Here is a 13,528-nt window from a genome sequence, read left to right on the forward strand (position 1 = left end):
CACCAAGGAGCACTTCCATGAGCGACGACAACAAGCTCGAGACCGAGCCCCGCACCTCCTTCGGCAAGGGCGCGGCGCGCAAGATCCGCGCCGCCGGCAAGGTGCCCGCGGTCCTCTACGGCCACGGCACCGAGCCCAAGCACCTCACGCTCGACGCGCACCAGGTCTTCCTGCTCGTGCGCCGCTCGAACGCCATCCTCGACCTGCAGATCGAGGGCCAGTCGCAGCTCGCGCTCGTGAAGGACGTGCAGCGCAACCCCGTCATGCAGGGCATCCAGTCGATCGAGCACCTCGACCTCCTCATCGTCCAGCGCGGCGAGAAGGTCATCGTCGACGTGCCTGTGCACCTCGAGGGCGAGTCGGCCCCCGGCACGATCAACAACCTCGAGGAGACCGCGATCTCGATCGAGGTCGACGCGCTCAGCATCCCCGACTCGATCGTCGTCTCGATCGAGGGCCTCGAGGAGGGCGCGCACGTGCTCGCCGGCGACATCCAGCTGCCCGCGGGCGCGACGCTCGTCACCGAGCCCGACACGCTCGTCGTCGGCATCATGGTGCCGGCCGCCCCGGCGCTCGACGACGAGGCGCCCGAGGGCGACGTCGTGCCGAGCGGCGAGGCCTCGCAGCAGACCGACGCCGAGTAGTCCACCGAGGCTCCGCGCTCGATGGCGCAGTCGTGGCTCGTGGTCGGGCTCGGGAACCCCGGGCCCGACTACGCGCGCACGCGCCACAACATCGGCCAGATGGCGCTCGCCGAGGTCGAGCGGCGAGCGGGCGCGACGCCCAAGCGGCACGGCCGCGCCGCCGCGCTCGTCGCCGAGTCGCGCATCGTGGGCGGGCCGAAGGTCGTCACGGCCTTCCCGACGACCTTCATGAACCGCTCGGGCGGCCCCGTCGCGCAGCTCATGGACTGGTACGGCATCGAGCCCGAGCACGTCATCGTGCTGCACGACGAGCTCGACCTCCCGCTCGGCGAGATCCGGCTCAAGCAGGGCGGCGGCCACGGCGGCCACAACGGCATGCGCGACATCATCGCCGCGCGCGGCGGCGACGTGCTGCGCGTGCGGCTCGGCATCGGCCGGCCGCCCGGGCGCCAGGATCCGGCCGACTTCGTGCTCAAGCCCTTCGCGAAGGCCGAGCAGGCCGAGGCCGAGCTGCTCGTCCAGCTCGGCGCCGACGCGGTCGAGCGCATCATCGCCGAGGGCTTCCTCGCGGCGCAGCAGCGCATTCACGCTCGCGGGAGCTGAGAGCGAAGGCCCTTTCGGGCCTTCGCCGCGACGCCAGCGCCGAGGCCCGTCTCGGGCCTCGGTCATCCGTCCCGACCCCGCAGGCACCGCCGCTAGCATGGGATGCCGATCGGAAGGAATCCCGCCAGTGCGCCGAACCGCCATGCTCGCGACCATCGTCGTCGCGGCGACCGTCGCGCTCGCCGGCTGCTCGAGCGGCGGCGGCGACGAGGAGCAGGTGCAGGGCCCGCACGGCTACACGCTCTCCGCCCGCAGCCCCGAGGGCTCGCTGCTGTGGTGGGACCGCTCGCCCGAGTCGGGACTCACCGACCTCATCCTCGAGGACCCCGACGGCCGCTTCCTCGCCTCGTGCCTCGGCGCGGGGCCGCTGCTGTGCGTCGCGGGTCCGGACGCGGCGAAGGGCGTGCTCGTCATCGCCCCCGCGGGCGCGGAGCGCGCCGTCATGACCTGGTACGGCCAGGAGATCGAGCTCACGCGCGGCGAGAACGTGCCCGACGACGCGCCGCCCGTCTTCGTCGGCGTCATGCCGCCCGCGCAGGCGGAGGGCGGCTACTCCCTGCAGGTCCTCGACGGCGCGGGCACCGTCGTCATGAGCCAGTGACAGCGGGCCAGTGAGCCTCGAGCCCCTCCTCGAGCTGCTCGAGCGCGGCGCGCTCGCCCCGGTCGTCGAGGCTCGGCGCGGCGGCGCGCTCAGCGGCATCGAGCCGATGCGCGCGCCGGTCGTCGCCTCGCTCGCGATCGCCTCCTCCCGCCCGCTGCTCGTCATCACAGCGACCCGCCGCGAGGCCGACGCGGTGCGCGACGACCTCGAGGCCTGGCTGCCGAGCGCGCAGGTGCTGACGCTCCCGGCATGGGAGACGCTGCCGCACGAGCGCTTGAGCCCCTCGGCCGAGACGGTCGGCCAGCGCGGCGCGGCGCTCCGGGCGGTCGCCGAGCGCGACCCCGCGACGCCGACGGTCGTCATCGCGTCCGTGCGCGCCGCGCTGCAGCCGGTCGCCGACAACCTGCTCGACATCGAGCCGGTCGAGCTCGTGGCGGGTGCGCGCGGCGTCGACCTCGCCGAGCTCTCGCGCCGGCTCGTCGACCTCGCCTACCTGCGCGTCGACATGGTCACCCGCCGCGGCGAGTTCGCGGTGCGCGGCGGCATCGTCGACGTCTTCAGCCCCGCCGCCGACCACCCGGTGCGCATCGAGCTCTTCGGCGACGAGGTCGAGCAGATGCGCTGGTTCCACGTCGCCGACCAGCGCAGCGACCCGACGCCGCTCGAGCGCGTCGTGCTGCCGCCGAGCCGCGAGCTGCTGCTGACGGATGCGGTGCGCGCGCGGGCGCGCGAGCTCGCGCCCGAGTTCCCCGGCATCCAGCAGATGCTCGAGAAGATCGCCGAGGGCATCCCCGTCGAGGGCATGGAGTCGCTCGCGCCCGCGCTCCTGCCCCGGCTCGTGCCCGTCACCCACTACCTGCCCGACGCGGGCGTCGTCGTGCTCGGGCCCGAGCGCATCCGGGATCGCGTCGCGAGCCTCAACGAGACCAACCAGGAGTTCCTGCAGGCCGCGTGGAGCGCGGCGACCGCCGGCGGCGACGCCCCGGTCGACCTCAGCAGCGGCTTCCTGAGCCTCGACGAGCTGCACGACGCGGTCGACGGCCCGTGGTGGACGCTCTCGACCCTGCAGGCCGACGAGTCGGTCGACGCGATCGACGCGCACGCCGTGCCGAGCTTCGCCGGGCGTGCCGACGGCGCCGTCGAGCACCTCCGGGAGCGCTCGCGCGAGGGCTGGCGCGTCGTCGTCACCGCGGCGGGCCACGGCATGGTCGAGCGCGCGGTGCAGGTGCTCGGCGAGCACGGCGTCGCCGCGCGCGAGGTCGAGGCGCTGCCCGCCGAGCTCGAGCCGGGCATCGTGCACGTCACGCGCGCCGCGATCGAGCACGGCTTCTCGCTGCCCGAGGAGCGCGTCGAGCTCGTGAGCGAGGCCGAGTTCTTCGGCCGCGCCGTCGGCGTCGACAGCCGCCAGCCGCACAAGCTCGCCGGCCGCCGGCGCTCGGTCGTCGACCCGCTGCAGCTCAAGGCGGGCGACTACGTCGTGCACGAGACGCACGGCGTCGGGCGCTTCGTCGAGCTCACCCAGCGCACGGTCTCGAGCGGCGGGCGGAACCCCGTGAAGACGACGCGCGAGTACCTCGTGATCGAGTACGCGCCCTCGAAGCGCGGCCAGCCGGGCGACCGGCTGTCGGTGCCGACCGACCAGCTCGACCAGCTCAACCGCTACGTCGGCGGCGAGGCGCCGCAGCTGTCGAAGATGGGTGGCAGCGACTGGCAGCAGGCGAAGTCGAAGGCGCGCCGAGCGGTGCGCGACATGGCGGTCGAGCTCGTGCAGCTCTACTCGAAGCGCATGGCGTCGAAGGGCCGCGCGTTCGGCCCCGACTCGCCGTGGCAGCGCGAGCTCGAGGACGCCTTCCCCTATGCCGAGACCCCCGATCAGCTCACGACGATCGAGGAGGTCAAGCGCGACATGGAGCGGCCGGTGCCGATGGACCGGCTGCTCTCGGGCGACGTCGGCTACGGCAAGACCGAGGTCGCCGTGCGGGCCGCCTTCAAGGCCGTGCAGGACGGCACGCAGGTCGCGGTGCTCGTGCCGACGACGCTGCTCGTGCGGCAGCACTTCGAGACCTTCGCGGCCCGCTTCGCCGGCTTCCCCGTGCAGGTGCGCGCGCTCAGCCGCTTCCAGACCGACAAGGAGGTGCGCGAGACGATGGCGGGGATCGCCGACGGCACCGTCGACGTCGTCATCGGCACCCACCGCATCCTGGGGGAGTCCGTCAGCTTCAAGGAGCTCGGACTCGTCATCATCGACGAGGAGCAGCGCTTCGGCGTCGAGCACAAGGAGAAGCTCAAGGCGCTCAAGGCCAACGTCGACGTGCTCGCGATGTCGGCGACGCCCATCCCGCGCACGCTCGAGATGGCCGTCACCGGCATCCGCGAGATGTCGACGCTCGCGACCCCGCCCGAGGCGCGCCACCCCGTGCTCACGTTCGTCGGCGCCTACAACGAGCAGCAGGTCGCCGCGGCGATCCGCCGCGAGCTGCTGCGCGAGGGCCAGGTCTTCTTCGTGCACAACCGCGTCTCGTCGATCAACCGCGTCGCGGCGCAGCTCGCCGAGCTCGTGCCCGAGGCGCGCATCGGCGTCGCGCACGGCAAGATGGCCGAGTCGCAGCTCGAGCGCGTCATCGTCGACTTCTGGGAGAAGGAGTACGACGTGCTCGTCTCGACCACGATCGTCGAGACGGGCCTCGACATCCCGAACGCCAACACGCTCATCGTCGACCGCGCCGAGCGCTACGGCCTCAGCCAGCTGCACCAGCTGCGCGGGCGCGTGGGCCGCGGCCGCGAGCGCGCCTACGCCTACTTCCTCTACGACGCCGACAAGCCGCTCTCCGAGACGGCGCACGATCGGCTCGAGACGATCGCGGTGCACAACGAGCTCGGCGCGGGCATGCAGGTCGCGATGAAGGACCTCGAGATCCGCGGCGCGGGCAACCTGCTCGGCGGCGAGCAGTCGGGGCACATCGCGGGCGTCGGCTTCGACCTCTACCTGCGGATGGTGGGGGAGGCGGTCGCGGTCTTCCGCGGCGAGGAGGACGAGGGGCCGCGCGAGCTGCGGCTCGAGCTGCCCGTCGACGCCGTGATCCCCGAGGACTACGTCGACTCGGAGCGGCTGCGGCTCGAGGCGTACCAGAAGATCTCCGCCGCGGCCTCGGCGCGCGACGACGGTGCGATCGACCAGGTGCTCGACGAGCTGCGCGACCGCTACGGCGAGCCGCCCGCGCAGGTGACGTCGCTCATCGCGATCGCGCGGCTGCGGCGCAAGGCGCAGCGCGCGAAGCTCTCGGAGGTCATCACCGTCGGCCCCAACCTGCGCGTCTCGCCCGCCGACCTCGCCGAGTCGACGCAGCTGCGGCTGCGGCGCATGTACCCGGGCGCGAAGCTCAACGCGCAGGCGGCCTCGCTCGTCGTGCCGATCCCGACCGCCGGCGGCGGCCGGCTCGCGGGCACGCAGGCCGAGCCGCTGCCCGACGCCGAGCTCATCGCGTGGGTCGACGGGCTGCTGACAGCGATCTTCCCGCCGCCGAAGGAGCCGGCCGACGCCGCGGCACGCGACGGGGAGCGGTCCGAGTGATCGCGCTCGACGAGCTCGTCGCCGTCATGGCGCGGCTGCGGGGCCCGGGCGGCTGCCCGTGGGACGGGGAGCAGACGCACGCGTCGCTCGCGCCCTACGTCATCGAGGAGGCGCACGAGCTCGTCGAGGCGATCGAGGCCGGCGATGACGAGCACCTCCGCGAGGAGCTCGGCGACGTGCTGCTGCAGGTCGTGTTCCACGCCGACATCGCGCGCGCCGAGGGCCGATTCGACCTCGAGGGCGTCGCGCGGGCGCTCACCGAGAAGCTGCGCCGCCGCCACCCGCACGTCTTCGCGGACGTCGCCGTCGACGGCGTGGGCGACGTCGTCGCCAACTGGGACGCGATCAAGCGCGCCGAGAAGCCCGAGCGCGACAGCGCCCTCGACGGCATCCCCGCGAGCCTGCCGGCGCTCGCGCGCGCCGAGAAGGTCATCCGTCGCGCGGGCAGAGCCGGGCTCGCGCTGCCCGAGGAGACGGCGACGGATGCGTCGGGGCCCGAGACCGAGGACGAGCTCGGCCGGGCGCTCCTCGCGCTCGCGCGCGGCGCGGCCGAGCGCGGACTCGACGCCGAGCGGGCGCTGCGCACCGCGACGCGCGAGCTCGAGCAGCGGCTGCGCGACGCCGAGGCCGCAGCGAGCGGCCCGGACGGCGCCGCTGCGCGATGATGGAGGGGTGACTCCCGCCCCGCGAGACGAGCGCCTCGACCGGCGCCGTCGCGCGATCCTGGCCGCGCTCGTCGTCACGGTCGTCACGACCGCGCTCACGGGCAGCGCCCACGCGATCGGCGGCGGCTCACCCCCTGACGCGCTGCTGCTCGGGGCGGCCGCGGTGCTCACGCTCGTCGTGCTCGCGCCCGTGCTCGGCGGTCGCGGCCTGACGGCGACGCTGCCCCGCCAGGCGCTCGCGGTCACCGCCGCGCAGCTGCTGCAGCACGCGCTCTACGCGCTGCCCGAGTCGAGCGCGCGGCTCGCCGCGGCCGCGGACGGGCACGCCGCTCACGCGCACGGTGCGCACTCGGGCGCGAGCCTCGCGGGCGCGGTGCTGCACGAGCACGCCGCGATGCCGCTCGCGCACCTCGTCGCGGGCGCGCTCGCGCTCGGCCTGCTGCGGCTCGTGCCGCGGCTCGTCGACGCCCTGCTCGAGGCCGTCTCGCTCCGCGTCGCCCTCGCGGTGCTCGCGTGGCCGGGCCCGCGCCCGGCGGGCACCGCATCCGTCGCTGCCGAGCGCCGCGCGAGCCGTCGCGCGCTCGACGTGCTGCGCTGCTCGCTCGAGCGGCGCGGGCCACCGCTCGCGATCGCCTGACGCGAGCCCGCCGCGCGCCCCTAGCGCGCCACCCCGCCGCGCGCCCTGGCGCGCGATCCCGCCGCGCGCCCCACGGCGCGCGGCCCCGGCGACCGCGACCGCGGTCGCTCGCAGTCGAGCGCGCCCCGAGCGCGCAGCAAGGAGCACCCATGACCACGTCCACCGATCGAGCCCGCCGACGCATCCGGCCCTTCCGTCCCCTGCCTGCGCTCGCGGGCGCCGCCGCTGCGGCCGCCCTCGTGCTCGCCGCACCCGTCGCGGCGAGCGCCCACGTGCACGCCGAGCCGACGAGCACCGAGCCGGGCGCGCGCGCCGACATCGCGTTCGCGATCGGCCACGGCTGCGACGGCTCGCCCACGACCGCGGTCGAGATCGAGGTGCCGGCCGAGATCGCGGCGGTCGGCCTCATCGCGAACCCCGGCTGGGACGTCGCGATCGACACCGCCGACGGCACCCGCACCGTCGTCTTCACGGCTGACGAGCCGCTGCCCGACGGCGTGCGCGACACGCTCGAGCTGAGCGCGACGCTGCCTGACGACGCCCCCGACGGCACGGCGCTCGCGTTCCCGACGCGGCAGGTGTGCGAGGTGGGCGAGTCGGCGTGGACCGATGCCGACCAGGCCTCCGACACCCCCGCGCCGATCGTGACGATCGGTGCGGCGGATGCGCACGGTCACGGTGCGGACGCGGGCCACGACGCCGCCGCGGGCGACGAGGGCGCCCAGGGCGACGCCTCCGCAGCGACCGCCGGGGATGACGGGGCAGCCGCGATGCCGATCGCGATCGCTGCGCTCGTGGTCGCGCTCGCGGCCGCGGCGCTCGCGGCCTTCGCCGCCGTCCGCCGCCGCGCCTGACCCGAGCAGAGTCCCGGCACTCTGCGCTCTCGCGGGCCCCGTCTCGCAGAGTGCCGGAACTCTGCGCTCTCGCGGGCCCCGTCGCGCAGAGTGCCGGAGCTCTGCGGGGGAGATCTGCTACGGAGCGGTGGACGCGGGGCCGGGCGGGTCGGCCGCGGCGGCGGCGCGAGACGACTCGCGATGCCGCAGCCGTCCGACGCCCGCGACGACGAAGATCCCGATCACGAACGCGATGAGCACCTGCCCCGTCGGCCACACGAGCCCGGCCCAACCGCCGTGCACGGCCGGGTCGAGGAACGGGTAGGGGAACCAGCCGTCGACGAGCCCGCCGCGCAGCCACGCGGCGACGAGGTACCCCACGGGGTAGGCCATCCACCACGCCGCCGCGGCGAGCGAGATCCGCCGCGCGGTCGGCACGAGCAGCCAGTCGAGCCCCACCATCCACGGGATGAAGCGGTGCTGCGCCGCGTTCGTGAACTCGATCGACCACGCCCACACCTCGTCGGGCTCCGCGAGCAGCACCGCGTAGACGAGCCCGGTGAGCACGATGTACGCCGTGATCGCGCCGCGCACGTGGTCGAACCACCGCGGCCTGCGCCACTCCGGCACGAGCAGCATCCACACCATGAGCGCGATGACGAAGAGGTTCGACTGCACCGTGAAGTAGGCGAAGTGCTCGGTGGGCGGCTCGCCCGACTGCAGCATGTTCTTGATGTTCCACGCCTCGGCGAACACCGCCGTGAGCAGGATGAGGATGCGCCACGCCACGACGGGCACGGCGCGATCGGTGAGGGGCCGGGGTCGTCGCACGCGGTCATCGTGCCATCGACGGATGCCCGGGCGGGCGAAGGGCGCGCCCGGGGTGCGGGAGAATGGTCGCCATGGCAACCCAGGTGCACCCGCCGCGCGGCATGCGCGACTTCCTGCCCGTCGAGAAGCGCCGCCGCGAGCGCGTGCTGCGCGTCATCCGGGACGCCTACGAGGACCACGGCTTCGAGGAGATCGAGACGCCCGTCGTCGAGGACGCCGAACGGCTCCACGCGGGCCTCGGCGGCGACAACGAGAAGCTCGCCTTCGCCGTCATGCGCCGCGGCCTCGGCGTCGAGGACCTCCGCGGTGCGAGCGCGCCGCTCGAGCTCGCCGACCTCGGCCTGCGCTTCGACCTCACCGTGCCGCTCGCGCGCTTCATCGCGACGAACCGCGCGGCGCTCCCGCCCGTCTTCCGCGCGATCCAGATCGCGCCCGTGTGGCGCGCCGAGCGGCCCCAGCGCGGCCGGTACCGCCAGTTCATGCAGTGCGACATCGACATCGCCGGCGAGCCGGGCGTCACGGCCGAGCTCGAGCTGCTCTCGGCGACGGCGGATGCGCTCACCCGGCTGGGCATCCCCGACGCGTTCGTGCGCATCAACGACCGGCGCATCCTCGCCGCCGCGCTCGAGCACGCGGGCGTCGAGGAGGCGCTCCGCGAGGGCGCGCTCATCACGGTCGACAAGCTCGACAAGATCGGCAGCGACGGCGTCGTCGCCGAGCTCGCCGAGCGCGGCATCGACGGCGAGCGGCTCATGGCGACGCTCGAGGCGATCCGTGGCGGCGACCTGCCGGAGGGCTTCGACGCCGCCGTGCTCGACGACGTGCGCTCCCTGCTCGACGCGAGCGTGGGCATCCGCCTGGAGTTCGACCCGACGCTCGTGCGCGGCATGGGCTACTACACCGGGCCGATCTTCGAGGTCGCGCACCCCGAGCTGCCCTTCTCGATCGGCGGCGGCGGCCGCTACGACGGCATGATCGGCCGCTTCCTCGGCCAGTCGATGCCGGCCGTCGGCATCTCGCTCGGCTTCGAGCGGCTCGTCGACCTCGTCGAGCTGCCCGGCGGGGCGGGCCGCGACGCGCTCGCGCTGCTCGTCGACAAGCAGGTCGAGCCGGCCGCCGCGATCGCGATCAAGCGCGACCTCGTCGCGGCGGGGGAGACGGTGCGCATGCAGCGGCGCCCCAAGAACGTGACGGGCTTGCTGACGCAGCTCGCCGCATCCGGTGCCGACCGCTTCGCCTTCGTGCGGCCGGGCGACTCGGCGGCGACCCTCGAGATCAAGCCCATCGGTCCCGCAGACCCCTCGGCTGAGTAGGCTCGGGGACGGCCGACCCGACGCGCCGACACCGACACCAAGGAGCACCCGTGGCACTCATCGACACCCTGCAGGCTCGCGAGATCCTCGACTCCCGCGGCAACCCGACCGTCGAGGTCGAGGTGCTGCTCTCGGACGGCACCGTCGGCCGCGCCGCCGTGCCGAGCGGCGCATCCACCGGCGCGTTCGAGGCCTACGAGCTGCGCGACGGCGACGCGGGCCGCTACGCGGGCAAGGGCGTCGAGCAGGCGGTCGACGCCGTGAACGAGGAGATCGCCGACGCGATCGAGGGCCTCTCGGCGGACGACCAGCGCATCATCGACACGACGCTCATCGAGCTCGACGGCTCGGGCAACAAGAAGAACCTCGGCGCGAACGCGATCCTCGGCGTCTCGCTCGCGGTCGCGAAGGCCGCCGCCGACTCGGCCGGCCTGCCGCTGTTCCGCTACCTCGGCGGACCGAACGCCTTCCTGCTGCCGGTGCCGATGATGAACGTCATCAACGGCGGCGCGCACGCCGATACGGGCGTCGACATCCAGGAGTTCATGATCCTGCCGATCGGCGCCGAGACGTTCCGCGAGGGGCTGCGCTGGGGCACCGAGACGTACCACGTGCTCAAGGGCATCCTCAAGGAGCAGGGCCTCTCGACCGGCCTCGGCGACGAGGGCGGCTTCGCGCCCGACCTGCCGAGCAACCGCACGGCGCTCGACCTGCTCGTGCAGGCGATCGAGAAGGCCGGCTTCACCCCGGGCACCGACATCGCGCTCGGGCTCGACGTCGCCGCCTCCGAGTTCTTCGAGAACGGCGTCTACCGCTTCGAGGGCCAGGACCGCTCGTCGGCCGACATGGCCGACTACTTCGCCGAGCTCGTCGACGCCTACCCGCTCGTCACGATCGAGGACCCGATGAACGAGGAGGACTGGGAGGGCTGGACCGCCATCACCGAGCGCCTCGACGACCGGGTGCAGCTCGTCGGCGACGACCTCTTCGTCACGAACCCGGAGCGCCTCATCGACGGCATCGAGCGCGGTGCCGCCAACGCGCTGCTCGTGAAGGTCAACCAGATCGGCACGCTCTCCGAGACGCTCGACGCGATCCGCATCGCGACGCAGGCCGGCTACGGCTCGGTGCTGTCGCACCGCTCGGGCGAGACCGAGGACACGACGATCGCCGACATCGCGGTCGCCGTCAACGCCGGCCAGATCAAGACCGGCGCGCCCGCCCGCAGCGAGCGCGTCGCGAAGTACAACCAGCTGCTGCGCATCGAGGAGGAGCTCGGCGAGGCGGCGGAGTACGCCGGCGCCGGCGCCTACCCGCGCTACGAGGGCTGACGCCGCTCGACCGGCCGCGGGCCTGACCGCAGCGGAGGGCACCCACCGATATCCTCGGCGGGTGCCCTCCGCTCGTCCCGCCCCGCAGCTGCGCGTCTCGTGGCTGCTGCTCGTGGTCGTCGGGCTCGTGGTCGCGGGCTTCGTCGTGCTCGCGCCCTCGGTCGGCCTGCTGATCGAGCAGCGCCGCGACATCGCCGCGCTCGAGGAGCAGGTGGCCGCGCAGCAGGCGAACGTCGAGTCGCTGCAGGAGCAGCAGGCGCGCTGGGACGACCCGGCCTACATCGAGGCGCAAGCGCGGGACCGGCTGTTCTTCGTCTACCCTGGCGAGACGAGCTTCGTCGTGCTCGACGACCGCACGACGCTCGAGACCGCGACCGCCGACGTGCCGTCCGCGACCCTCGAGGAGCCCGAGGGTGACTGGGCGGCCGCCGCGGCCTCGTCCTTCCTCATCGCGGGCCTCACGACCGCCGGCCCGTCGAGCTTCGGCGAGCCCGCCGAGATCGGCGAGCCGCAGTGACCGGCCGGCCCGCCATCGACCCCGCGAGCGAGCGCGACCTCGAGATCATGGCGGCGCAGCTCGGCCGCTCGATGCGCGGCGTGCTCGGCATCGGCGCCCGCTGCGCGTGCGGCGCGCCGACGGTCGTCGTGACGAGCCCGCGCCTGCCCGACGGCTCGCCCTTCCCGACCTTCTACTACCTCACCCACCCCGCGGCGACCGCCGCCGCGTCGCGGCTCGAGGCCGACGGCACGATGGCGCAGCTGCAGGAGCGCCTCGCCGAGCCGGCGATCGCCGAGGGCTACGCCGCCGCGCATCGCGCCTACCTCGCCGACCGCGAGGCGCACGGAGCCGTCGACGAGATCGCGGGCGTGAGCGCGGGCGGGATGCCGACCCGCGTCAAGTGCCTGCACGCCGTGCTCGCGCACTCGCTCGCCGCCGGGCCCGGCGTCAACCCGATCGGCGACCTCACGCTCGAGCTCGCCGACTGGTCGCCCGCGGTGTGCGCGTGCGCGCCGGACGCTCGAGGCTCCGCAGAGGAATAGCGGATTCCTAGGGGGCGTTAGAATGTCGTGACCCCTCATCTGATACCGGGAAGAAGTGTGTGTCCGTGAACAAGATCCTGATCGTCGGAGGCGGCTACGCCGGCCTGTACACCGCTCGGGGGCTCGAGCGACTGCTGGGCGAGTCCGAGGCTGAGATCACGATCGTCGACCCGCTGCCGTACATGCAATACCTGCCGTTCCTGCCGGAGGTCGCCGCGGGCTCGATCGAGCCCCGCCACGCGATCGTGCCGCTGCGCCGCCACCTCAGCCGCACGCGGGTCGTGCAGGCGAAGGTCACGGGCGTCGACCACGCGAGCAAGGTCGCCACGATCCAGCCCGAGGTCGGCGAGGCCTCGACGATCGAGTACGACGTGCTCGTCATGACGGCCGGCTCGGTCTCCCGCACCTTCCCCATCCCGGGCGTCGCCGACGAGGCGATCGGCATGAAGACGATCGAGGAGGCCGTCGCGGTGCGCGACCGCCTGATCTCGAACTTCGCGAAGGCCGCGCAGCTGCCCGCCGGCCCCGAGCGCGACCGGCTGCTCACGACCGTCGTCGTCGGCGGCGGCTTCGCCGGCATCGAGACGATCGCCGAGCTGCGCGACCTCGCCACCCACCTCCTCTCGCGCTTCCCCGAGATCGCGTTCGACGACGTGAAGTTCCACCTCGTCGAGGCGATGGGCCGGATCATGCCCGAGGTCTCCGAGCAGACCGCGCTCTGGGTCGTCGACGACCTGCGCAAGCGCGGCGTCGACGTGCACCTCGAGACGCAGCTGCAGAGCGCGCTCGAGGGCGTCGTCGAGCTGTCGACCGGCGAGCGCTTCGGCTCCGACCTGATCATCTGGACGGCCGGCGTCATGGCGAACCCCGTCGTGCGCACGACCGACCTGCCGCTCGACGACCGCGGCCGCATCACGGCGCTCCCGACGCTGCAGGTCGCGCGCGACGGCGTCGTGGTGCCGGATGCGTGGACGGCCGGCGACGTCTCGGCGGTGCCCGACATCTCCAAGACCCCCGGGCCCGGCGGCTTCTGCGTGCCCAACGCGCAGCACGCGGTCCGCCAGGCGAAGCTGCTCGCGAAGAACATCGCCGCGGTCATCCGCGGCGACGCTCCGCGCGAGTACATCCACGACAACCAGGGCGCCGTCGCGGGCCTCGGCCTCTGGAACGGCGTGTTCCAGAAGGGCAAGATCGCGATCAAGGGCCCGCTCGCGTGGCTCGCGCACCGCGGCTACCACGGCCTCGCGATGCCGATGTGGGAGCGCAAGCTGCGCGTCTTCGGCGACTGGATCGGCGGCTTCTTCCTCGGTCGCGACATCGCCGAGATCTCGCAGCGCGAGCAGCCGCGCGAGGCCTTCGAGACCTTCGCCTCCCGGCCGAAGCCCAAGGTCGACGCCTGACGATCGACTGAACCTTCCTCAGCGCCGCGCCCCACGGGGCGCGGCGCTGTCGTACACT

13 protein-coding genes are annotated in these 13,528 nt (G+C 73.8%); 12 read left to right on the top strand and 1 reads right to left on the bottom strand.

What is annotated here, in order from left to right; all coding sequences use genetic code 11:
• The first annotated feature begins 17 nt into the window (after window positions 1-17).
• The 7 genes from JQT67_RS11180 to JQT67_RS11210 all read left to right on the top strand — a co-directional run bounded on the left by JQT67_RS11180 (window position 18) and on the right by JQT67_RS11210 (window position 7,575).
• Entirely contained in the window at window positions 18-644 is a 627-nt protein-coding gene (locus tag JQT67_RS11180; protein ID WP_208064723.1) for a 50S ribosomal protein L25/general stress protein Ctc, read from the top strand.
• A 21-nt stretch (window positions 645-665) separates the two neighbouring features.
• Window positions 666-1,247: an aminoacyl-tRNA hydrolase gene (gene pth, locus JQT67_RS11185; RefSeq protein WP_021009985.1), complete on the top strand. Its 582-nt coding sequence runs from the start codon at window positions 666-668 to the stop codon at window positions 1,245-1,247.
• Between the two features lie 127 nt (window positions 1,248-1,374).
• Window positions 1,375-1,848: a hypothetical protein gene (locus JQT67_RS11190; protein ID WP_208064724.1), complete on the top strand. Its 474-nt coding sequence runs from the start codon at window positions 1,375-1,377 to the stop codon at window positions 1,846-1,848.
• A 10-nt stretch (window positions 1,849-1,858) separates the two neighbouring features.
• The gene (gene mfd / locus JQT67_RS11195; protein WP_374222134.1) at window positions 1,859-5,419 is read left to right on the top strand and encodes a transcription-repair coupling factor; all 3,561 of its coding nucleotides are present in this window, start codon (window positions 1,859-1,861) and stop codon (window positions 5,417-5,419) included.
• On the top strand, window positions 5,416-6,084 hold the full coding sequence (locus tag JQT67_RS11200; RefSeq protein WP_307864314.1) for a MazG family protein: 669 nt from the start codon (window positions 5,416-5,418) through the stop codon (window positions 6,082-6,084). Before mfd ends, JQT67_RS11200 begins: the two co-directional genes overlap by 4 nt.
• A gap of 7 nt (window positions 6,085-6,091) precedes the next feature.
• Window positions 6,092-6,721 (top strand): hypothetical protein, encoded by a 630-nt coding sequence (locus JQT67_RS11205; protein WP_208064725.1) that lies wholly within the window; start codon window positions 6,092-6,094, stop codon window positions 6,719-6,721.
• Window positions 6,722-6,870: 149 nt separating this feature from the next.
• Window positions 6,871-7,575, top strand: a complete 705-nt coding sequence (locus JQT67_RS11210; RefSeq protein WP_208064726.1) for a YcnI family protein — start codon at window positions 6,871-6,873, stop codon at window positions 7,573-7,575.
• Between the two features lie 117 nt (window positions 7,576-7,692).
• Here JQT67_RS11210 and JQT67_RS11215 read toward each other — a convergent pair whose 3' ends face one another.
• Window positions 7,693-8,385: a Pr6Pr family membrane protein gene (locus JQT67_RS11215; protein WP_208064727.1), complete on the bottom strand. Its 693-nt coding sequence runs from the start codon at window positions 8,383-8,385 to the stop codon at window positions 7,693-7,695.
• Between the two features lie 71 nt (window positions 8,386-8,456).
• Between JQT67_RS11215 and hisS the strand changes: the two genes are divergently transcribed.
• The 5 genes from hisS to JQT67_RS11240 all read left to right on the top strand — a co-directional run bounded on the left by hisS (window position 8,457) and on the right by JQT67_RS11240 (window position 13,470).
• Window positions 8,457-9,698: a histidine--tRNA ligase gene (hisS, locus tag JQT67_RS11220; protein WP_208064728.1), complete on the top strand. Its 1,242-nt coding sequence runs from the start codon at window positions 8,457-8,459 to the stop codon at window positions 9,696-9,698.
• Between the two features lie 50 nt (window positions 9,699-9,748).
• Entirely contained in the window at window positions 9,749-11,029 is a 1,281-nt protein-coding gene (gene eno, locus JQT67_RS11225; protein WP_208064729.1) for a phosphopyruvate hydratase, read from the top strand.
• 61 nt (window positions 11,030-11,090) lie between these two features.
• Window positions 11,091-11,546 (top strand): septum formation initiator family protein, encoded by a 456-nt coding sequence (locus tag JQT67_RS11230; RefSeq protein ID WP_208064730.1) that lies wholly within the window; start codon window positions 11,091-11,093, stop codon window positions 11,544-11,546.
• A 47-nt stretch (window positions 11,547-11,593) separates the two neighbouring features.
• Window positions 11,594-12,070 carry a DUF501 domain-containing protein gene (locus JQT67_RS11235; protein WP_208064879.1) on the top strand — a complete coding sequence of 159 codons (477 nt, stop codon included), beginning with the start codon at window positions 11,594-11,596 and terminating at the stop codon, window positions 12,068-12,070.
• A gap of 65 nt (window positions 12,071-12,135) precedes the next feature.
• A complete protein-coding gene (locus JQT67_RS11240) occupies window positions 12,136-13,470 on the top strand; it encodes an NAD(P)/FAD-dependent oxidoreductase (RefSeq protein ID WP_021009995.1) in 1,335 nt (444 codons plus the stop codon).
• Window positions 13,471-13,528: the final 58 nt, after the last annotated feature.

The sequence above is a fragment of the Agrococcus sp. TF02-05 genome, assembly GCF_017565345.1.
GTDB classification, from domain to species: domain Bacteria; phylum Actinomycetota; class Actinomycetes; order Actinomycetales; family Microbacteriaceae; genus Agrococcus; species Agrococcus pavilionensis.